Annotated in this window: 20 protein-coding genes; 13 read left to right on the plus strand and 7 right to left on the minus strand. The window is 64.3% G+C overall.

Features of this window, described 5'->3' with window-relative positions; genetic code table 11:
* Positions 1-52: 52 nt before the first annotated feature.
* Positions 53-823: a sigma-70 family RNA polymerase sigma factor gene (locus tag VUN82_00515; protein ID XAS72377.1), complete on the plus strand. Its 771-nt coding sequence runs from the start codon at positions 53-55 to the stop codon at positions 821-823.
* A 47-nt stretch (positions 824-870) separates the two neighbouring features.
* On the opposite strand, the gene VUN82_00520 is transcribed toward VUN82_00515, so the two are convergent.
* On the minus strand, positions 871-1,821 hold the full coding sequence (locus tag VUN82_00520; GenBank protein XAS72378.1) for a glycosyltransferase family 9 protein: 951 nt from the start codon (positions 1,819-1,821) through the stop codon (positions 871-873).
* A gap of 108 nt (positions 1,822-1,929) precedes the next feature.
* Here VUN82_00520 and VUN82_00525 point away from each other — a divergent pair, with 108 nt between their 5' ends.
* The 7 genes from VUN82_00525 to VUN82_00555 all read left to right on the plus strand — a co-directional run bounded on the left by VUN82_00525 (position 1,930) and on the right by VUN82_00555 (position 8,919).
* Entirely contained in the window at positions 1,930-2,553 is a 624-nt protein-coding gene (locus tag VUN82_00525; protein XAS72379.1) for an HAD-IIIA family hydrolase, read from the plus strand.
* Positions 2,550-3,638, plus strand: coding sequence for a glycosyltransferase family 9 protein (locus VUN82_00530; protein ID XAS72380.1), 1,089 nt, complete (start codon positions 2,550-2,552; stop codon positions 3,636-3,638). Before VUN82_00525 ends, VUN82_00530 begins: the two co-directional genes overlap by 4 nt.
* Positions 3,635-4,771, plus strand: coding sequence for a glycosyltransferase (locus VUN82_00535; protein ID XAS72381.1), 1,137 nt, complete (start codon positions 3,635-3,637; stop codon positions 4,769-4,771). Before VUN82_00530 ends, VUN82_00535 begins: the two co-directional genes overlap by 4 nt.
* Positions 4,768-6,036 (plus strand): glycosyltransferase, encoded by a 1,269-nt coding sequence (locus tag VUN82_00540; GenBank protein ID XAS72382.1) that lies wholly within the window; start codon positions 4,768-4,770, stop codon positions 6,034-6,036. Before VUN82_00535 ends, VUN82_00540 begins: the two co-directional genes overlap by 4 nt.
* A gap of 110 nt (positions 6,037-6,146) precedes the next feature.
* Entirely contained in the window at positions 6,147-6,749 is a 603-nt protein-coding gene (locus VUN82_00545) for an SIS domain-containing protein (GenBank protein XAS74795.1), read from the plus strand.
* Positions 6,746-8,182, plus strand: a complete 1,437-nt coding sequence (locus VUN82_00550; protein XAS72383.1) for a PfkB family carbohydrate kinase — start codon at positions 6,746-6,748, stop codon at positions 8,180-8,182. The genes VUN82_00545 and VUN82_00550 overlap by 4 nt, the downstream gene beginning before the upstream one ends.
* Before the next feature lie 41 nt (positions 8,183-8,223).
* Positions 8,224-8,919 carry an SDR family oxidoreductase gene (locus tag VUN82_00555; GenBank protein XAS72384.1) on the plus strand — a complete coding sequence of 232 codons (696 nt, stop codon included), beginning with the start codon at positions 8,224-8,226 and terminating at the stop codon, positions 8,917-8,919.
* Here the strand turns inward: VUN82_00555 and VUN82_00560 are convergent.
* On the minus strand, positions 8,885-10,066 hold the full coding sequence (locus VUN82_00560; protein ID XAS72385.1) for a glycosyltransferase family 9 protein: 1,182 nt from the start codon (positions 10,064-10,066) through the stop codon (positions 8,885-8,887). The two genes, VUN82_00555 and VUN82_00560, sit on opposite strands and share 35 nt — an antisense overlap.
* Positions 10,067-10,179: 113 nt before the next feature.
* On the opposite strand from VUN82_00560, the gene rfaE2 reads away from it, so the two are divergent.
* Both rfaE2 and VUN82_00570 read left to right on the plus strand, forming a co-directional pair.
* Positions 10,180-11,757: a D-glycero-beta-D-manno-heptose 1-phosphate adenylyltransferase gene (gene rfaE2, locus VUN82_00565; protein ID XAS72386.1), complete on the plus strand. Its 1,578-nt coding sequence runs from the start codon at positions 10,180-10,182 to the stop codon at positions 11,755-11,757.
* Between the two features lie 32 nt (positions 11,758-11,789).
* Positions 11,790-12,824, plus strand: coding sequence for an NAD-dependent epimerase/dehydratase family protein (locus VUN82_00570; GenBank protein XAS72387.1), 1,035 nt, complete (start codon positions 11,790-11,792; stop codon positions 12,822-12,824).
* Between the two features lie 18 nt (positions 12,825-12,842).
* On the opposite strand, the gene VUN82_00575 is transcribed toward VUN82_00570, so the two are convergent.
* Positions 12,843-13,925 (minus strand): aromatic acid exporter family protein, encoded by a 1,083-nt coding sequence (locus VUN82_00575; GenBank protein XAS72388.1) that lies wholly within the window; start codon positions 13,923-13,925, stop codon positions 12,843-12,845.
* A gap of 162 nt (positions 13,926-14,087) precedes the next feature.
* On the opposite strand from VUN82_00575, the gene VUN82_00580 reads away from it, so the two are divergent.
* From VUN82_00580 to VUN82_00590, 3 genes are read left to right on the plus strand one after another with little or no spacing between them, the layout of a single operon-like run.
* Positions 14,088-15,134, plus strand: coding sequence for a hypothetical protein (locus tag VUN82_00580; GenBank protein XAS72389.1), 1,047 nt, complete (start codon positions 14,088-14,090; stop codon positions 15,132-15,134).
* Complete coding sequence (locus VUN82_00585) at positions 15,131-15,562, plus strand: phage holin family protein (protein XAS72390.1); 432 nt, start codon at positions 15,131-15,133, stop codon at positions 15,560-15,562. Before VUN82_00580 ends, VUN82_00585 begins: the two co-directional genes overlap by 4 nt.
* On the plus strand, positions 15,559-16,134 hold the full coding sequence (locus VUN82_00590; GenBank protein ID XAS72391.1) for a DUF3618 domain-containing protein: 576 nt from the start codon (positions 15,559-15,561) through the stop codon (positions 16,132-16,134). Before VUN82_00585 ends, VUN82_00590 begins: the two co-directional genes overlap by 4 nt.
* A 122-nt stretch (positions 16,135-16,256) precedes the next feature.
* On the opposite strand, the gene VUN82_00595 is transcribed toward VUN82_00590, so the two are convergent.
* The 4 genes from VUN82_00595 to VUN82_00610 are packed head-to-tail and all read right to left on the minus strand — an operon-like array spanning position 16,257 to position 19,258.
* Positions 16,257-16,856 (minus strand): hypothetical protein, encoded by a 600-nt coding sequence (locus VUN82_00595; protein XAS72392.1) that lies wholly within the window; start codon positions 16,854-16,856, stop codon positions 16,257-16,259.
* Positions 16,857-16,907: 51 nt separating this feature from the next.
* Positions 16,908-17,489, minus strand: coding sequence for a hypothetical protein (locus VUN82_00600; protein XAS72393.1), 582 nt, complete (start codon positions 17,487-17,489; stop codon positions 16,908-16,910).
* Positions 17,490-17,492: 3 nt separating this feature from the next.
* Entirely contained in the window at positions 17,493-18,281 is a 789-nt protein-coding gene (locus tag VUN82_00605; protein XAS72394.1) for a hypothetical protein, read from the minus strand.
* Positions 18,278-19,258, minus strand: coding sequence for a hypothetical protein (locus VUN82_00610; protein ID XAS72395.1), 981 nt, complete (start codon positions 19,256-19,258; stop codon positions 18,278-18,280). The genes VUN82_00605 and VUN82_00610 overlap by 4 nt, the downstream gene beginning before the upstream one ends.
* Between the last annotated feature and the right edge of the window lie 211 nt (positions 19,259-19,469).

The following is a 19,469-nucleotide window of genomic DNA, read 5'->3' on the forward strand; positions in this document are numbered from 1 at the left end:
GAGTCTTGCCGTGGGCTCACTCACTCCGAGCAGGTCTAAGGATTGAAGCCAGATGCGACAAACCCGACCACACGACGTCCAAACCCGGCCTCCTGCGCCGGAGAGCACCATCCGTCAAAGCTTCCAAGACGGTTTGGTTTTGGACCATCTCAATCTCGCAAAGTCCATTGCCGCCAGGTATTCCGCCCACACGCACGACATCGACGACGTCAGGCAGGTTGCGTACATGGGCCTAATAAAGGCGGCCCGGGGATTCGATGAAACCAAGGGTGTCAGCTTCCCCGCCTACGCCGCCCCGACCATTGCGGGCGAGGTCAAAAGGTATCTCCGCGATCACTGCTGGGTAGTGCGGCCACCGAGGCCCATCCAGGATGTGCGGCGCCAAGTCCTCGCCAGGACAGAGGAACTGACCCAAGCCCTCCAAAGAACCCCGACGCCGGAAGAAGTGGCGGCGGACCTTCGACTGGAGCCCTGCCAAGTCAGGGAAGCGTTGATGGCCGGCACCAGCAAGCGTCCGGATTCCCTCGACGCACCTGCTGCAGAGGGCCGCGACGGACTGCAAGGATGCCTTTCCGCTTTCGGATGCCCTACGGATCGGCTGGAGGACGTGCTCGCCCTGCGCAATGCCATCCGGGACCTGAGCGCTGAGGACAGGCACCTTCTTTATCGCCGCTACTACCGGGAGGAAACGCAGTCCACCATCGCGGAGGCTCTGGGCATGTCCCAAATGCAGGTCTCGCGGCGGCTTTCCAAGATCCTGGTGTCCCTGCAGACACAGTTACTGGATGAGGAAGCGCATCTCGAAGATGGAACTGCGCCGTAGGAACAGCGACCTAATAAACACAATAAGCAAACAACAACCAGCAGGGCTCAGCAGCCCAACCCGTCCACGGCATCCAACACGTCATGGACGGTCACGGCAAGGAGCGCGGGATCAGGATCGGCGGCGAAAACGTCGCCACGGCGGAGTTCGACGGCGGTAAGCACCACGTGCGGTCCCGGCGGCGGACCCCATTCTTCGGCAGGAGCGGGGCCGAACAGGACCACGGAGGGCCGGGCATAGGCGGACGCCAGGTGGGCGGCGCCGGTGTCCGCGGAAACGACGAGCCGAGCATCCGCAATGGTTGCTGCGAACTCTGCGAGGCCCTGCCGCCCAGCCAGGACGCCGCCGTCGAGGTTTGCTCCTTTAAGTTTTGCCAAGGCGGCAGTCTCCACCGCCCGCTCGCGCTCCGACGTGCCCCCGGTCAGGACGACGTCGTGCCCGGCGCGGGAGAGTTCGACGGCAACTTCGGCGAATCGCTCGATCGGCCAGAGCCTGCTGCCGTAGGCGGCACCCACATGGATAACGGTTGCGCCGGGTCGGGGTGACGGAATGTTTGGTTTGTTGAGTCGGTAGTCCAGCGGATCGGCGTCGATGCCGTACCAGTTGAGGAGCCTGGCCCAGCGCTCGCGCTCAGGGATTCCGGTTGTCCAAACCGGTCCGTCGAGGCCGGGAGCTTGGTAGGCGAGCACCCGCTTCGCGCGAAGTTCGTTGATTCGTTGGCGGCTTTCGGGTCCGTTCCCGTGCAGGTTGACGGCGACGTCCACGACGCCTGGGGGGATGCTCAGTGGATCGTCGAGGCCCGGCGTGGGCAGGTGGTCGATGCCGCCCACCAGTTCCAGGGCCTCCGAAATCCAGGCCGGCGCCGCATACAGAATGCGGTGCTCGGGGAACGCCCGGCGGAGGCCGCGGAGCGCTGGAACGGCAACCAGGAGGTCCCCGAGTTTCAGGGCGCGCAGGGCGAGCAGCAGGGGTTGTCCGTTCTTTTCGGCTATGTCCATGGTGACCTCCCGCTAGGAGTCTAACGGCCAAGGCCAGCGCCGGCGCCGCAGGGAAACTTCTCGCCGCCATGCTGTTTAGTGTCAGGAGAACTGGGGAACGTTGCGGGTATGGGAGGAACTGGAACGTTGAAAGCGGTCCTGTTTGACCGCGATGGAACGCTCGTCGTTGACGTGCCATATAACGGTGACCCGCAAATGGTGCGGCCCATGGAAAGTGCCCATTTGGCGCTGGCGCGCGTACGCCGGGCGGGACTGGCAACAGGCGTGCTGAGCAACCAGTCGGGCATTGGCCGTGGCTTGCTGACCTTGAATCAGGTCCAAGCCGTGAACCAGCGGGTGGATGAGCTCCTGGGCCCCTTCGACGTGTGGGAAATCTGTCCGCACGGGCCAGCTGATGGTTGTACCTGCCGTAAGCCTGCGCCGGGAATGATTCTCGCCGCCTGCAGCACACTGGGGCTGCACCCGTCCCAGGTTGCCTTTGTTGGGGACATCGGTGCCGACGTGGAAGCAGCGACGGCGGCCGGCTCGCAGTCGGTACTGGTGCCCACTCACGTGACCCGGTCCGAGGAAATTGAGGCGGCAGGGGTGGTCGCGGAGAACTTGTTGACCGCCGTCGAGCTGTTGCTCGATGCCGCGACAACCGGGACAACCGGGACGACCGCGACAACCGCAACCACCGCGACAGGAGGGGCATCGCCGAAACCCGACGCCAGGCAGGACGCACCTGTATGAGCCGCGTCCTGGTAGCCCGACTGGACAGCATGGGCGATGTGCTCCTTGCTGGACCCGCCCTCCGTGCCGTGGCGAACGGAAGCAGGCCGGACGGCAGCCGACGCAACGACGTCGTCCTCCTCTGCGGGCCCGAGGGCGCCGGCGCTGCGGAGATGCTCCCCGGAGTCACCCAGGTCCACACGTGGCCGTGCCCATGGATCGTCAACCCGGGGCCAGCCGTGACGGCTGAGCTGACCAATGGCCTGATTGAGTTCGTGCGCAGCTCCAGGATTGAGGAAGCTGTGATCCTCACGTCCTTCCACCAGTCCCCGCTTCCGTTGGCACTGTTGCTGCGGCTGGCAGGCGTCAAGCGCATCACGGGCGCCTCCACTGACTACGCCGGCTCCCTCCTGGACGTCCGGTTGAAACCGGGCGAAGACTTTCCCGAGGACCAGCCTGAAGTGGTGCGTGCTTTGGGGATCGCACAGGCAGCGGGTTTCCAACTTCCGCGAGGCGATGACGGCAAGCTGCACATCAACCCGCTGGACGAACCCGAGGAGCTGGTGGACGAACTCACCCAAAAGGGCCCGTACATCGTGGTCCACCCCGGTGCAGCCGCTCCGGCGAGGGCGTGGCCCGCACTCCACCACGCAGCCACCGTGGAACTCCTTGAAGCGTATGGGCACCGCGTGGTGGTCACGGGAGGGCCTGGCGAAACGTCGCTGACGGCAACCGTTGCAGGACCCTCGGCACACAATCTCGGCGGCCGGACAGACTTGCGCACGCTGGCAAAGGTACTCGCGGGGGCCGCCGTCGTCGTCACCGGCAACACGGGTCCCGCCCATCTGGCCGCAGCGGTTGGCACACCGGTGGTATGCCTGTTTTCCCCCGTGGTTCCAGCTATTCGTTGGGCGCCCTACGGCGTTCCGATGGAACTGCTTGGCGATCAGGAAGCAGCCTGCAGGAACACGCGGGCACGCGTCTGCCCAGTGCCGGGCCACCCGTGCCTGAGCTCAGTTACCCCTGAACAAGTCCTGGAGGCGGTGGAACGGCTGTTGGGGGGAGTCTCCTCCCTCAGCACCCGAAGAAAGGTGTGGAAACCATGAGGATTCTGGTCTGGCACATCCACGGAGGATGGATGGAGGCCTTCGTCAGGGGCCCGCACGAATACCTCCTTCCTGTCGAGCCCGACGGCGGCGCCTGGGGTTTGGGGCGAGGCGGCCGTGAGTGGCCGGTCGCCGCGCAGGAAATTGACCTCGATACCGTTGATCCGGACAGCGTGGACGTTGTGGTCCTGCAACGTCCGGAGGAGATTGCCGCCGTGGCCCGAAAGCTTGGCCGCAGGCCAGGCGTGGACCTGCCCGCCGTCTACCTTGAGCACAACACTCCCAAAGGCGACGTTCCATTCACGCTCCATCCCTTGGCAGATCAGCACACTATCCCCGTGGCCCATGTGACGCACTTCAACCAACTCTTCTGGGACACCGGATCCACGCCAACAGTTGTGATCGAGCACGGCATCCCCGATCCCGGCCGGCTTTATACCGGTGAACGCGAAGAGATGGGAGTGGTGGTCAACGAACCCGTCCGTCGCGGCCGGGTGACGGGCACAGACCTCCTTCCTGGCTTCGCCGGAGTGGGGCCGTTGAGGGTGTTCGGAATGGGGACGGAGGCCTTGCCGGAAGCGCTGAACCTGAAGGGGTTCGGCCTGAGTGAGGAGCGCCTGCGGATCTCAGGTGATGTACCCGCGCCACGGCTGCATCAGGAACTCGCCCGCTGCCGGCTCTACCTGCATCCCCTTCGCTGGACATCGCTCGGGTTGGCCTTGCTCGAAGCCATGCACCTGGGTATGCCCGTCCTGGCGCTGGCAACCACGGAGGCGACGCGCGCCATCCCTCCGGGAGCCGGCCTTGTTTCGAACAGCCTGGACGAACTGCAACGGTTCGCGCGGCGCCTGTTGGATGAGCCCGATGACGCCTACGCGATGGGGATGGTGGCCCGGGCTGCGGCCTTGGAAAGCTATGGGCTCGGGAAATTTCATCAAGCCTGGGATGAACTCCTGGCCGATCTCCCCACGGCCCGCCCCTCACCTACCGATACCCGTCTTCCTGAAAAGCAGATTCCCGAAAAGCAGATTCCCGAAAAGCAGGTCCCCAATAACCAGCTCCCCGACACGGAACGCCGCCCGCAACCCGGCCCGGAGTCCATCAGCCATGACACAGAGAGGACGCACCCATGAAAATCTCCATGGTTTCCGAACATGCCAGTCCATTGGCCGCACTGGGAGGCGTGGACGCCGGGGGGCAAAACGTCCACGTGGCGGCCCTTTCATCAAGCCTGGCCAGCCGTGGCCACCAGGTCACCGTGTACACGCGGCGGGATGATCCGGATCTGCCTGCAAAGGTGCAGGTTGCGCCGGGACTCACCGTGGTACACGTCGACGCCGGTCCGGCCCGCCACATCCCCAAGGACGAGCTGCTTCCGTTCATGGGCGAACTGGCTGATGGGATCTGCCGGGACTGGGCGGGCTTGGTCCCGGACGTAGTCCACGCGCATTTCTGGATGTCCGGACTGGCCGCGATCCAGGCTTCCAGGCGTGCCGGTGCAGCTGAGCCGATCGCAGTAGTTCAGACCTTCCACGCACTGGGTTCGGTCAAGCGCAGGCACCAAGGTTCAGCAGACACCAGCCCACCCGCGCGTGCCTGGCTTGAGCCGTGGGTAGGGCGCACCGCGGACTGGGTAATCGCCACCTGCCCCGACGAGGTTTTTGAGCTCAAAGCGCTGGGCATAGGCCGGTCAAGGATTTCCATCGCGCCCTGCGGCGTGGACCTGAACCTCTTCCCAGGCACAGGAGAACCAGAAAACAGGTCCCGCACACACCGCATCCTCAGTGTTGGCCGCCTGGTTCCCAGGAAGGGCGTGGACCTGGTGATCCAAGCCCTGCCTCTCCTGGCCGACGCTGGCTTCGACGACGTCGAGCTCCTGATCGTCGGGGGCTCCGGCGACGCCCTGAACCTCGAAGAGGACCCGGAAGCCCAGCGACTACGCGCGCTGACCAAAGAACTTGGCGTGGAGGACAAAGTGACCATGCGGGGCCAGGTCCCCCGCGACGCAATGCCCGGAATTTTCCGCAGCGCCGACGCCGTGGTCTGCACGCCATGGTACGAACCGTTCGGCATTGTTCCCCTCGAGGCCATGGCCTGCGGCGTGCCCGTTGTGGCCGCTGCTGTTGGCGGACTCCGGGAGACCGTCGTCGACCAGAAAACCGGACTGCACGTACCGCCGCGGGACCCCGAAGCAATTGCCGACGCCGTGGGGCGGCTCCTCGCGGACCCCGCCTTGCGTGCCGAAATGGGTCGGGCCGGAAACCGGCGTGCCCGCTCCCGCTACTCCTGGGACCGGATCGCCGCTGACACCGAGAAAGCGTACCGGTCCGTCTTGGCCGCAGGGCTGTCCCGGCAGGCTGGGGAAGGCCTGGAACCACTGGAAGGAACAGCACTGTGACTACAGAATCGACAGTTCCCAAGAGGATCACGCCCAACACGCAGCCTGTCCCGGATACCGTGCCCGTGGGCTGGAGCGGGTCTGCCCACACAGTCGCACGTGGACCACAGATCGCAGCAGAGGTTGCCGCGCATCTGGACAACGTACTTCCAGCGCTTGAGTCCCTGCGCTCGCAAGCCGCCCGCCTCTCCGAATGGGGAACAGAACTCGCCCACCGGCTCCTGTCCGGACAACGGCTGCTGGCCGCCGGTAATGGGGGATCGGCGGCCGAAGCCCAGCATCTCACCGCCGAACTCGTGGGCAGGTTCGATGCCGAACGCGCGCCCTTCTCGGCGATTTCCCTGCACGCCGAAACCTCTGCCCTCACGGCACTGTCCAACGACTACGGCTACGAGGAAGTCTTCGCCCGCCAGGTCAGAGCACACGGCCGCGCAGGGGACGTCCTCATCCTGCTCTCCACCAGCGGACGCAGCCCCAACCTCCTTAACGCCGTGCGCGCGGCAAGCGAACGTGGCATCACCACCTGGGCGCTGACGGGCGCGGGCCCCAACCCGCTGGCCGACGCCTGCGATCAAGCCATCACAGTGGACGCCATCGCAGCCAACGCCCAGGAAGGCCACCTCATTGCCGTCCACGCGGTGTGCCGTGCCTTCGATGCCGAAGTCGCGAGGCGGACTGCGCCCGGCACGATCGGAGACGGAGCGCAGCCATGAAAGTGACAGTGGTAGGTGACCTCCTCCTGGACGTTGACATTAACGGCACCGCCACGCGGCTCAGCCCCGACGCGCCCGTACCCGTGGTGGAGGTCGCCCATGTCCGGCGTCGGGCAGGCGGCGCGGGTCTCGTGGCTACCCTCCTTGCACGCGACGGTCACGACGTCGCCCTGGTCACCGCGCTATCGGACGACGACGGCGCCAGCCACCTCAGGCGGACCCTGACCGGCGTCGCCGTACTCGCCGGAGCCCCGCTCGCCCCAACGCCCACCAAGACCCGCGTGCGTATTGGCACCCACCCCATGGTCCGGTTCGATGAAGGGTGCGCACCTGCTCCTTCCCCATCATGCACCGGGGAGATGCTTGCCGCGATTGCCTCAGCGGAAGCGGTTATCGTCGCCGACTACGGCCGCGGAATCACCGCCAACACAGACATCCGCACTGCGCTCGCCTATGCTGCGCAGCGCGTCCCCGTGGTGTGGGATCCGCACCCTGCCGGTTCCGAGCCTGTGCCGGGTGTCGCCGTCGTGACGCCCAACCTCGCAGAGGCCCGGGCCGCTGCCAAATCCGCAGGGCGGGATCCATCCACGACTGATGCGCGGGACGCGGGGAAACATTTGCTGGATCGCTGGCGCAGCAATGCCGTCCTGGTCACGACCGGCGAAGACGGTGCGGTTTTGGTGGAAGCTGCGGGGCCGGGCAAGATCATCCCCGCTCCGAAAACAGTCGTGGACGATCCTTGTGGTGCCGGGGATCGCTTGGCCGGGAGCCTTGCCGTGTATTTGGGTCTGGGACTCGCGCTGCCTGCTGCTGCGGCCAGGGCTGTTGAGGATGCCTCTGCATTCCTCGCCAAGGGTGGCGCCTCCTCCCTGGCCATGGATACGAGCAACGCTGCAACCGGAGGCGACGGGCCAGCCAGCCAGCCTGTAAGCGCAAAGGCGAGTCCCGTCGTCGAGCTTTTTGGCCGCTTTCCGGGCCTGGAACCCGGAATTCAACTCGCGCGGACAGTCCGCGCGAAGGGCGGGACCGTCGTGGCGACCGGCGGCTGCTTCGACCTCCTCCATGCCGGTCACGCCAGGACGTTGGCCGCAGCCCGCAGTATGGGCGATTGCCTCATCGTTTGCCTGAATTCCGATGATTCTGTGCGGCGTCTCAAGGGCATGCACCGGCCGATCGTCAGCATGGAGGACCGGGCAGAGCTCTTGCTCGCGTTGTCCTGCGTTGATGCCGTGGTGGTTTTCGATGAGGACACCCCCGAAGCCTGCCTGGACCAGCTAAGGCCGGATATTTGGGTCAAAGGCGGAGATTACGAACCCGATGAATTGCCGGAAGCCAGCCTCGTGGCTGCGTGGGGAGGGCGTTGCGTTACGGTGCCCTTCCATCCGGCCCGCTCCACCAGCGGCCTGGCTGAAGCACTGGCCAAAGTCAGCTGACCGTACCTGCCAACAAAGAATCGACCACCGAAAGGAACCGTATGAACACGCAAATTTCCGGCCGCGTCATCGTCACCGGAGGCGGCTCCGGCCTCGGCGCTGCAATCGTCGATGCCATCCGCGACGCCGGAGGCACTCCCTTCGTCTTCGACCGTAATATCAGCAACGTCTCCGGCGCGAAAGCCCTTGAAGTGGACGTTTCCAACCGTGAATCAGTGGAAGCGGCTGTAAAGGAGGCAGCCGAAAGCCTCGGCGGCCTGGACGGAGTCGTGACCGCCGCGGGCATCGACCGCTGCGGCAAACTGGCCGACGTTCCCGCAGCCGAGTGGGAAAAGGTGATTGGAGTGAATCTTCTGGGCACGGTTTCCGTTGTCCGTGCGGCATTGCCCTACTTGAAGGAATCCCGGGGCCGGGCCATCACCATCGCCTCCACCCTCGGCTTACGGGCTCTGCCGGACGCGACGGCGTACTGCGCCTCCAAGTTCGGCGTCATAGGATTCAGCCGGGCATTGGCCGCTGAAACCGGGGGAGTCATTGGTGTCACCACCATCATCCCGGGAGGCATGAAGACACACTTCTTTGATGACCGCGACGAACAATACAAGCCGCAGGACGACTCCAAGCTCAACGATCCCGCGAATGTAGCGCAAGCCGTTGTGTTCGCGTTGTCGCAGCCGTTCGGCAGCGAGGTCCGCGAGCTTCTTATTTGCCCCGCAGAAGAAGGCTCGTGGCCATAAGGTCATGCACGTCCTGAACAACGTCGGCCACGGCGATGCCCCTGATCAGGGTGTCGTCGTGGCCGCAGTGCTGCGCGGACCAGCCCACCTGGGTCACGTCCGCCCCACACACCGGGCACTCGGTCACCCACGACATATGGATACGGTGCAGGCTCCGGCCTCGGGGCCCTGCGTTGAAGACGTTGCCTACCCAGAAGATCCCGACGGTCGGTGTTCCAAGGGCTTGCGCCAAATGCCGGGGACCACTGTCGCTGGCAAGCATTACGGTGGCGGCGTCCAAGAGCGCCGCGAGTTCGCCGATTTCCAGTTCGCCGGCAACTGAGCGCACTGCGTCTTTGTCCACGGCTGTCAGTCGGCTGGCCGCGAGTTCTGCCACTTCCTGGGCAAGCGCCTTTTCGGAGCGGTCGCCCACTACCAACACCTGCGCACCTTCCTGGGCGATGGTCGCCGCAGCTTCAGCAAAGAACGACGCCGGCCATCGCCGCCGCGGATCGGTGGCACCTGGGTGGACCACCAGGAGGGGACCCCGTTGGGGATTAAGCAGACTTTGGACGCTTTGTTGGTATTCGGGCAGGGGCCGTAAGGGTGGAGAAATGATGGTTGGGACGCCCGCCAGGCCTGCTACCTCAAGCCATCGGTCAGGCTCGTTTTGGTAGTAGATGTATTCGAGATTCCGCTCCAGGGGCTCTGCGTCCTTGGTTCGGGTGCCCACGGTGTGTCGCGCCCCCAGACGGAGCAGGAAAGGGTTGGAGTACCGGCCGCCGCCATGCATTTGCAGCGCGAGGTCGAACTTGCGGGCGCGCATGGCCGAGAAGAATTCCTCCTGGGCAAGTCTGTCTTCGGTGTCGTCGTTTTGATCGCCGTCATTTGGGCCGCCGTCTTTGCGGTCGCGGTCGCGGACGCCTTTGGCGAACGGGAGGATTTCGACGTCGTCAATGGGCCCATCTGTCCCGGCCGCCAACGCTGCGTGGATCGGCGTGCCCAGGAGCGTGATCGCGGCTTCAGGATAGGCCGCTTTCAGGGCATAGAGCGCAGGGTATGCGTAGATCACATCGCCCAGGCCGCCACCCCTGAGGACAGCGATCCGTTCCACGCCCGGGAACTTCTCCAGCACCGGGCCAACGCCTGAATTCGGTTGAACGACCATCTGGACTTCCCTTCGTCAAAGGTGGTGGAAAACTACCGAACCCGGCGTGTGAACCGCGGGCTGTTGGGTACCTGAGGGGAGCAGGACATGCCGCCTCTACCGGAAGGTACCCAATGGCACGCCTATCCAATCAAGAAGGTTTGGCCGAATGGCTGCCCCGCCGCTTGGCCGAGGAACGCCCGGTTGTGACAGTCGTCGGCGACGCCATCCTGGACGGTTGGTGGGATGGGCTGATTGAGCGCTTTTGCCGCGAAGCTCCCGCCCCAGTGGTCCAGGTCAAGCGCCGCGACTTCGCCCCCGGGGGAGCCGCCAATACTGCCATGAACCTGGCGGCCCTTGGCGCGGGCGTCAGGTTTGTCTCCCTGGTCGGCCAGGATACTGCGGGTCAGGAGCTCCTTGGGAGACTCGCGGCTGCCGGCATCGACATATCAGGCGTGGTGCAGCATCCCGGCATGATCACCACCACCAAGTTCCGAATAAGCAGCGCCGGCCAGGTGATGCTTCGCCTGGATGACGCCGCCACTGACGTTCCCCCGGAGGGCCTCCAGGAGTTGGCGGCCGCCATTCCGGGAGCACTGGCGGGTTCCAACGCCGTGGTGCTCTGTGACTATGGGGCCGGTGCCTTGGTGGGGCCGGTGCGTAAAGCTTTGCTGGATGCGCTCGGACCCGTACGTAATCCCCAGACTGCTTCTCACCCTGGCTCCAGGCACATGCAGGGCACCCTGCTAGTGGTCGATGCCCACCATCCTGCCCGGTGGGCCGATCTCAAGCCGGATCTCGCCACCCCGAACGCGCAGGAAGCTGCCGGGCTGCTCGGAACAGAACTTCCCGGTGGCGCTGCACGCTGCCCCTTCGTGGAGGCCCACGCGGACCAGCTCCTTCGCGCCTCAGGTGCGGGCGCCGTCGTCGTGACTTTGGACCGTGACGGGACACTGACGCTGCGTTCCAGCGATCCGGACGCAGGCGGTGACGAAAAGAACGGATCCCTCGCCAACCACCGGACCTGGGCCAGGCCGGAAGCCGAGAAGCAGGCTTCCGGTGCCGGGGATACATTTGTAGCCGCGTTGACCTTGGCGCGCGCGGCCGGGCTGCCCCTGACTACGAGTGTTGACCTTGCCCAGGCCGCGGCTGATGTGGTGGTCCACCGGCCCGGCACGTCCATCTGCACCACCGAGGAACTTGCCCGACACCTCGGCGGGTTCGCCGATACTGCGTTGACTGCTGATGAATTGGCCAGGCAGGTGGACGCGCACCGCAGGGAGGGCCGGAGGATCGTGCTGACCAATGGGTGCTTCGACGTCCTGCATCGCGGCCACACCCGCTACCTGAACCAGGCCAAGCAACTGGGCGATGTCCTGGTGGTGGCACTTAACAGCGATTCCTCGGTGCGGCAGCTCAAGGGGCAGGACCGGCCCGTGAATCCCGAGGCGGACCGTGCCGCCGTGATCGCCGCGCTCAGTTGCGTGGACCACGTCACGGTGTTCGATACCCCAACACCCATCCCGCTCATCGAGATGCTGCAGCCCGATGTGTACGCCAAAGGTGGCGACTACACGCCGGAAATGCTGGCCGAGACCGCGGCTGTGGAGCGCTATGGCGGCACGGTGACGATTTTGGATTATGTCCCGGAACACTCCACGACGGCGGTACTGGAGCGTATTCGCTCCACAGGAGAGAACCCGCATGCCTGAATGGCCTTGCAGGAACGCGAAGGGAGAGTTTCATGCGCATAGTCATCACGGGAGCCAGCGGTAACGCAGGTACGGCGTTGCTGAAGCGGTTGCAGGCTGCGCGCTCGGAAGAGGGCGCGGCCCTTGACCTCGTGGGGATAGCCCGGCGCGAACCCGACAAAAACGCGGCCCCTTACAACGCGGTGGAATGGCACAAGCTGGACGTTGGCGACTATAGGGACCGGGAAGCACTGGAGAAAGCTTTCGCAGGTGCCGACGCCGTGGTGCATTTGGCCTGGCAGATCCAGCCAAATCACGATCGCGAACTTCTGCGCCGGACCAACGTGGCAGGAACAGCCCACGTATTGGGCGCGGCCAGGAAGGCCGGCCTGAAGCACGTCGTCTGTGCCTCATCGGTTGGTGCCTATTCGCCCGCCCCCAAGGATCAACGGACCAAGGAAGGGTGGCCGGCCGGCGGTATCAGGCGATCCCATTACAGCGTGGACAAGGCTGCGCAAGAGCGGCTTCTGGATGGTTTTGCCAAAGAAAATCCGGATATCGTGGTGGCTCGACTACGCCCGGCACTGATCTTCAGCGCCGAAGCAGGCAGTGAAGTGGGTCGCTACTTCCTGGGGAGCGTTCTCCCGCGACTCATTCCCCGTAAGCCATGGCTGCCCATTCTCCCCATTCCCAACGAGCTGATTTTTCAGGCCGTTCACGCCGACGACGTCGGCGATGCGTACTGGCGCGTGCTGGAACGTCGCGCAGAAGGAGTGTTCAACATCGCCGCAGAGCCCGTGCTGGACCCCAACGCCCTCGCCTGGATCCTCAACGCCCGGCGGCAGTTGCCGTTACCGCTCCCGGTGCTGCGCGCCGTCGTCGAGGTCAGTTGGCGCTTGCGCTTGCAGGTAACCGACGGCGGCTGGGTGGACATGGCGGCCGGCGCACCCATTATGGACACAAGCCGCGCCCACAGCCTCCTGGGCTGGATGCCGCATCGCTCATCGCTGGAGGCGCTGACCGAAGTGCTGGATGGCCTCACTGCCGGCAAGGGGCGGAAAGCCTCGCCACCGTTGACGCCACGCTAGTTTTTGGTGTGTATGGACCTAAGCCGCAGGGGATACCACCGTGATGATGCGGCGCAAACTCATGGCCACTGACGCCGCAGCGTTCACTGACGCCTGGCCAGCTGCAGCTTCTGTGACCGCATCCCCGAGTTCCGAGATGCTGTCCTTCGCCTCCGCTAAATGGCTTTTCAATTCCTCGTCATCCTCGCCCCGCCACTGATCAATCACCCGGGACACGGCCTCCAGCGCCTCGGACAGGTTGGCCAGGACGCTGTCCGGGATGACTGTCCCCGCATCCTCTTCCCAGATCACGCTGGCCAGGACATCCGTGATGTCCTGGACGTGGAAGGTCAGCCGTTCCACTATCCGCAATCCAGCCAGATCGCTCGGTAGGCGGCCAGCACGACGCCGGCTCCTGGGGTTCGCTTTTGCGCTCAGTTCCGCTTCATGAACGGCAGTCCGCACGGCAGCGGCGGTTGCTGACAGCTCGCCGCTGCGGCTGGCCCAGGCTTCATGGTTGGGCGGCCAGGACTCCTCCATCGCGCGTGCCATGTCCTTCAACTGTTGGGACAAAGCGCGTTGGTGACCGGCCAGGGCGGGGTCGATTCCTTCGAGGTGCAACGGCGGAAACACCAGCCAGTTCACAGCGAAGCCAACGGCAACGCCCATGGCCATCTGCAGGACGTAGGCAAACGAGAAGCCCTCCGCGTTGGAATCCCCAAGGACAAGGACGAACAAGGCCGCCATGGGGACCCATTCGGAGGCGGTGCCCAGCCGGGGGAGGCCGCCGATGATCACGCCCAACCCCACCACCAGGGCGACGGCCAACGCCGTCGGCGCTGCCACGGTGGTCACGGCGAAAGCCATGCCAATCCCCAACGCAAGGCCCATGAGGCTCTGCAAGCCGTGCCTTGCGGAGTCCGCCACCGTGGGATGCATGCTGACGAGCGCGCCGAGTGGTGCGTAGTAAGGGTAGGACGCGGCAGGGCCCGGCATGAAGGGCGCGAGATACCAGGCCAATCCCGCTGCCGCGGCAGTTTTGGCTGCAAACAGGAGTCGGTGACGGGTGACAGTTTTTCGAAGCGCGGAAATCAGCCGCCGCCTGGAGGGCTTGTGGCTCATTGGTCCAACGTAGACGGGTCTTGCTGCGCGTGTCGAGCTGGGATTTCGTTTCAGAATCTGGCGATTGAATCCCCGGCAAGCGGGTACACACCCATTGATAGTAACGATACTTACTATCCCGGCTGCTGTCCGCAGCCTGCCAACTGTGGAAAGAGAGCGACAATGACTGAGAGCCAATCGCCGCAGGACGGAAGCTTCGCGGCGCCACGGACTGGGGTCCCCGCCGGGACCGAGCCTTACTCGGGAAGTTACCTGGACTCACCGGTCGAAACCGATACCACCGGCATGGAAACAGATGCCGGCGCGGGAACCACCGGATACGGAAGTACCACTGGAGGATCCGGAACCACGTCCGGCACAGGAACCGTCGAATCGGCCAAGCAGGAAGCCGCCGAAGTCGCCGGCACAGCGCGCGATGCTGCTGGCGGTGTGGTCGAAACAGCCAAGTCCGAAGCCGGAAACGTGGCCCAAGAGGTCAAGATGAACGCCCGGCAATTGCTGACGCAAACCAAGGGCGAGCTGACCGAACAGGCCGCCACCCAACAACAGAGGATTGCGGAGGGTTTGCGGTCCATTTCCGACGAACTACACACCATGGCCAATTCGACCCAGGACGGCGGAGTCGCCACGGACCTGGTGCAGCAAGCGGCCCAGCGCTCCTCCTCGGTTGCCCACTGGTTGGAGAACCGGGATCCCGGTTCACTTCTGGACGAGGTAAAGAGCTTTGCCCGGCGTAAGCCCGGCACGTTCTTGCTGTTGGCTGCCGGTGCTGGCGTCCTCGCCGGACGTTTGGGCCGGGGAATGGCGGACAATTCGCCCATGACGGGAACGGCCACCTCGGATACCACCCCGCGTGCCCAGTACTACCCGACCCAAGGTGGCGCTGTGTCGCCTCCGGTCGTTGATCTGCCCGGGCCCCAGACGACCACCGCTGGATACGGAACGACGGGTGCTGGAACTGGTGCTGGATACGGAACCGGTGCCGGAACAGACGTCGGATATGGCGCGGGTGCTGGAACTGACGCCGGATACGGCGCGGGTGCTGGAACTGACGCCGGATACGGCGCGGGCACCACGGGTGGCCTTGAAGGATCAACCATGCCCTACCCGGAAACCGACGCCGGTGGAGTTAAGGCGCAAGGAGATCCACTTGTGGGTCCCGACGATCCCAGCGATCCCGATGATCCCGTATATGGAGGTCCCCGATGAGTAGTCCTGCCGACCTTCCTCCCACCGAAGCCCATATGAAAGCCGAATCCGTACCTCTCGGCGAACTGCTGAGTGACCTGACGCGCGACGTCTCCACCTTGATGCGGCAGGAAGTTGAGCTGGCCAAGGTAGAGCTCAAGGAATCGGCCACCAAGGCCGGAAAGGGCGCCGGGATGATGGCCGGAGCCGCTTGGGCCGGGCATCTGACCATGCTGTTCCTTTCCCTGGCGCTTTGGTGGGCCTTGGGTCAGCTCATCGGCCTGGGATGGTCCGCAGTTGTTGTGGCGGTCATTTGGGGCATAGTCGCAGCAGTGCTGGCCTCGATGGGTCGCAAGGAGTTGAACACCATCAAGGGCATGCCGCGCACCACCGAGACAGTCAAGGAAATACCTCCAACCTTCAAACCGAATACTGAGGAGACACGATGACGCAGAACCCCGACGCCCTGCGCGCCGACATCGAACAAACTCGCAGGCGGCTCAGTACCAACGTTGACGCCGTTGCCGACAAGGTCACGCCCTCGCACATCGTCAACCGGAGGGTAGACAGGATCAAGACGGCCGTGTTTGGCGCCCGCGACGATGTTCAGGACAGGGCGGGCCATGTTGCCCACCAGGCCCAGGACACTGTTTCCGGTGTGGTCTCTGACATTGGTGATGCACCACAGGTGATCACACGAAAGGCCCAAGGTAACCCCATTGCTGCCGGCTTGATCGCCTTCGGCGCCGGTTTGCTGGTTTCGGCTCTCATTCCGCCGTCCGACAAGGAGCGCGAGGCTGCGCAGGCAGTGAAGGAAGCAGCCCAGCCCCTGACCGAGGAACTGGGCCACGCAGCCCAGGAGATGGCCGAGCACCTCAAGGAGCCGGCACAGGACGCAGTCCAGAACGTCAAAGACAGCGCCACTGAAGCAGCTGCCAACGTTAAGGACGAAGGCCAGGCCGCTGCTGCAGATGTTCAGGACCGCGCCGCCATGGCCAAGGAGAACCTCGGCAACCAGTAATCGCGTTACTCACCCAACTGAGTCGCAGTTGAGGCCGTTTTGAGTGGTCAGAACGGCCTTAACTGCGACTCACTTGGGTTCGCGGCCGCGGTTGGGTGCGAGCGGCGGGGGTTGGGGGCTCGTTAACGCACTTCGAGGATCATTTGCAGCAGGCGGGCTGCGGCGGGTCGGGCAGCATGTTCTTCCACCCACTGCGCGCGGGCAAGTGCTTTGCTGACGGCCTGCGTCGTGATGCCGAGTTCCTGGGCAACAGCCTTTTGTTGGCCGCGGACTCCAGGAGTGAGAAGGTCCAGGACCCGCCACTCGGCCGCGCTTCGGTGCTGCACGATGTGTCCGAGGAGCCGTAGCACTGCTTCGGCTTCTGCTGCCAAAGCCGTGAAGGGACCATCCACGGCAACGGGGACCCGTTCCTTCCCGTTGCGGAGGCGGTCGACAGCCCGCCGGGCATAGACAAGGCCGTGCCCGGAAGCGTCTTTGACAAGGTTGGGAAGGGGCTCGTTGATGGGCCCAACGCCGATTCCCACGTACCACTGACCGGTGCGGAGGGCGATCAGTGCTGTGTCAACAGCTTGGTGGCCGGACTCGACGATGCCCTGCACCTCATCCTCAACCGAACGGTCGAAGTCGAGCCGTGCCGGAATATGCCGCAGGTCCTTGAGGAGCTCGGGCACGAGGTCGCCATCCCGGCGGCTGTCGCGTTGGTTGATGGTCAGAGTGAACATAGTGGATCACATGCTACCGGCTGGTAGCCGCTCTGCAAGGGCTTATTTTTCTTATTTCTTTAGCTGCTGCGCGGCGACCACTTTGGGGTCCGGGACCGGCTGCCGGCCCTGTGCCACGCCGGATCGTCGGTCAAGAGCGGCGAACTTGGGATCCCACGTATCGTCCGAGCTCCCGCTGAACGCCGCAAGAATCAGCATCACCACGAAGAATGGGAAGAAGGACCAGCAGATGGCACGCCAACCGCCCAACCAGGCACCCGCCGTCGTGCCGTCCTTGATCCGTACCGAGCGCATGCCCGCGGCAGCATCTCCCACACTGCCCGCTGTACCCCAGATCATGCCGTAAACGAACAAGCCAACGAACCAGAGAACAATGTAGAGCGTCAGCCAGAAGCCGTCATTGAAGGCCAGGAGCGAGCCACTGTTCATCATGGCATTGCGTGCAACGGCCACGATCGTGGCCAGGACGCCGTACCCGGCAAGAAACACGATTGCGTCAAGAACGCGGCCCCAGAAGTGGGCTCCTCCGGACGCTTTTACGAAGTAGGCTCCAGTCTCGGGATGGCGGCGTACAGGGCGGCCGTTGACGGCATCAACCAAGCCAGTAGCGGTTTGGGACTTCGAATTGCTCATGGGTCAGGCCAGCCCAGCCAACCCGCCGAGGACGCGGGCAAGGGTGGATGCGGACGTCTCCTTCAACTCAAGGGAGACAGATTCGCCTTCTACGCTGGGAGTTACGCGGGGAGTAAGGACGTGCACGCTGGTGGGACCGGTGTACACGGTGATAGTCGGAAACTCGTTCGTGTCAGTGTTGAAGACCACCACGTTGCTGGCCGCCTGGGTATCGGCAAGGGCCGTTGCAGCATATTCTTCGAACGCAGCCTCCGTATAAACAGTGGGATCGGTGTCGCGGTGGGCGGCCGTGTTCGGGTCAACAAATTCAGTAAGGCGCGGAGCCAACTGATCACGGGTGACAACAGTGAAGCCGTGCAGCCCGCCTTCGTCCACTTCCTCCAGCAGCACGCCGTCGTCGTGGATGTAGCCGTAGAGCCAGCGCTTGCCGGTGGAAACGGTCCGTTCAACGGAGACCACGCTGCTGCCACTGCGGCGCAGCGTCAGGGCACCGGTGATTTCCTCAATTGCATGCAGGCGGGTGGGCTCGGTCTCGCCTTCAAAGACCACGGGGTAGACGAGTTCCTTGGCGAGCAGTCCGCGCAAGGCCACCGCGCACATCAGCTCCTTGCTGGCATCCTGTGCCGTGAGCCACGGAAGGGCCACGATTTGCTCGTGCTGGACGCCGTCCAAGGCAACAACCTCTTCATCGGTCAAGGTCGTCAGGGCCTTGCCTGTGGCGCTGGCCGACGCCAGAACCTTCGCTGCAGCCTGTACATCCCGCTCGGTCCAATTCATGGTGCTCGTGGTCATCCGAATATCCCTCCGACAAAGTTTCCGACTGACTTGGCGGCATTACCGACCCCGTCTGCCACCTTACTGCCTACATCCTTGGCGAAATTTCCTACTTCCCGGGCGCCGTCGGCGATGTAACTGCCGGGGTTCCGGGCGAAGTTGCTGATGGAATCCCAGTTGTCCGCCACCAGGTTGCCCAAGGCCCAGGCGCCGGCGACGATGCCCGCACCGATCACGATCGGGGCGCCAATGGGCCCCAGCAAGGCTGCACCACCAGCGGTCATCAGCATGATGCTGCCCACCCCGCCTACTACGGACAGGCCGCCGGCTACCCGGTCTCCAGTACCGCGCCAGCCGTCGTGCTCGGGACTGATCATGTCGCTGATGCCGCCAACGATGTTTAGCGGCGCTGCCAAGGCTCCGGCGATTCGGAGGCCCTTGGAGAACTTGGTGGCGTCCTGGAAAGCCTGGCTGTAAGGAATGTTCGCTTTGAGGTCGGTGATGACGTCAGTGACCTTCTCGCCGCTGCGCAGGGCGCTCAGGGCATCCCGCAGGACTGTACCGCCAGCCCGCCAATTGGTGAGTACCTCGCGGGTCTTGACCCATTCGGCATGGCCGAGCTTGCCGTATTTGTAAGCAGTCCAGAGCTGCGCGCCGAGTTCCTTGACACCCGTTGCCGTGTCGTAGACATCTGCAAGGACGCCCACAGATGTACCCGAGCCGTCATTGTAGCTGGCAAATTCCTGCTGGTTGGCGTTCTTCTTGAGTTGGCTCGCGTTGTCCCTGAGCATGTTGGCGGCCTTCACCAGGCTTTGCCTGTGCTGGCTGTTCCAATCGCTCTTGAAGACTGTGGCGTCGCGCCCCTGCCACGCCGTTGCGGAGTTGATGGCGTTGGACAGCTGCGCGCTCTGCAGATTGATGGCATCGGCAGCTTTGCCCATGACGCCGGCCAGACTGCGAAGCTGCGCAATGTCCGCGCCGTAGAACCCAGCCATGTGGAACCCCCTGTTACATGCGTCGTAAAGTCTTGTCCCAGCCTAGGGGGACTCCGAAGCTGCCGCGATGGGGAGAGATACCCATGTGGACAACGCGGGGTCAGTTATGGCCCATGTGGGGGTCCACAAAGGGCCAGAAGTGACCCCGCGTTGCTTAAAGCACGACGGCGGGTGGTGCTGTTCACAGGGAACAGCGCCACCCGCCGTCGTA

The sequence above is a fragment of the Micrococcaceae bacterium Sec5.1 genome, from assembly GCA_039636795.1.
In the GTDB taxonomy this organism is placed as follows: Bacteria; Actinomycetota; Actinomycetes; order Actinomycetales; family Micrococcaceae; genus Arthrobacter.

What these genes read in the sequence shown, in the direction of transcription:
- VUN82_00515 (XAS72377.1), top strand. Translation starts at nt 53, where the DNA reads ATGCGACAAACCCGACCACACGACGTCCAAACCCGGCCTCCTGCGCCG.
- VUN82_00520 (XAS72378.1), bottom strand. Translation starts at nt 1,821, where the DNA reads ATGGACATAGCCGAAAAGAACGGACAACCCCTGCTGCTCGCCCTGCGC.
- VUN82_00525 (XAS72379.1), top strand. Translation starts at nt 1,930, where the DNA reads ATGGGAGGAACTGGAACGTTGAAAGCGGTCCTGTTTGACCGCGATGGA.
- VUN82_00530 (XAS72380.1), top strand. Translation starts at nt 2,550, where the DNA reads ATGAGCCGCGTCCTGGTAGCCCGACTGGACAGCATGGGCGATGTGCTC.
- VUN82_00535 (XAS72381.1), top strand. Translation starts at nt 3,635, where the DNA reads ATGAGGATTCTGGTCTGGCACATCCACGGAGGATGGATGGAGGCCTTC.
- VUN82_00540 (XAS72382.1), top strand. Translation starts at nt 4,768, where the DNA reads ATGAAAATCTCCATGGTTTCCGAACATGCCAGTCCATTGGCCGCACTG.
- VUN82_00550 (XAS72383.1), top strand. Translation starts at nt 6,746, where the DNA reads ATGAAAGTGACAGTGGTAGGTGACCTCCTCCTGGACGTTGACATTAAC.
- VUN82_00555 (XAS72384.1), top strand. Translation starts at nt 8,224, where the DNA reads ATGAACACGCAAATTTCCGGCCGCGTCATCGTCACCGGAGGCGGCTCC.
- VUN82_00560 (XAS72385.1), bottom strand. Translation starts at nt 10,066, where the DNA reads ATGGTCGTTCAACCGAATTCAGGCGTTGGCCCGGTGCTGGAGAAGTTC.
- rfaE2 (XAS72386.1), top strand. Translation starts at nt 10,180, where the DNA reads ATGGCACGCCTATCCAATCAAGAAGGTTTGGCCGAATGGCTGCCCCGC.
- VUN82_00570 (XAS72387.1), top strand. Translation starts at nt 11,790, where the DNA reads ATGCGCATAGTCATCACGGGAGCCAGCGGTAACGCAGGTACGGCGTTG.
- VUN82_00575 (XAS72388.1), bottom strand. Translation starts at nt 13,925, where the DNA reads ATGAGCCACAAGCCCTCCAGGCGGCGGCTGATTTCCGCGCTTCGAAAA.
- VUN82_00580 (XAS72389.1), top strand. Translation starts at nt 14,088, where the DNA reads ATGACTGAGAGCCAATCGCCGCAGGACGGAAGCTTCGCGGCGCCACGG.
- VUN82_00585 (XAS72390.1), top strand. Translation starts at nt 15,131, where the DNA reads ATGAGTAGTCCTGCCGACCTTCCTCCCACCGAAGCCCATATGAAAGCC.
- VUN82_00590 (XAS72391.1), top strand. Translation starts at nt 15,559, where the DNA reads ATGACGCAGAACCCCGACGCCCTGCGCGCCGACATCGAACAAACTCGC.
- VUN82_00595 (XAS72392.1), bottom strand. Translation starts at nt 16,856, where the DNA reads ATGTTCACTCTGACCATCAACCAACGCGACAGCCGCCGGGATGGCGAC.
- VUN82_00600 (XAS72393.1), bottom strand. Translation starts at nt 17,489, where the DNA reads ATGAGCAATTCGAAGTCCCAAACCGCTACTGGCTTGGTTGATGCCGTC.
- VUN82_00605 (XAS72394.1), bottom strand. Translation starts at nt 18,281, where the DNA reads ATGACCACGAGCACCATGAATTGGACCGAGCGGGATGTACAGGCTGCA.
- VUN82_00610 (XAS72395.1), bottom strand. Translation starts at nt 19,258, where the DNA reads ATGGCTGGGTTCTACGGCGCGGACATTGCGCAGCTTCGCAGTCTGGCC.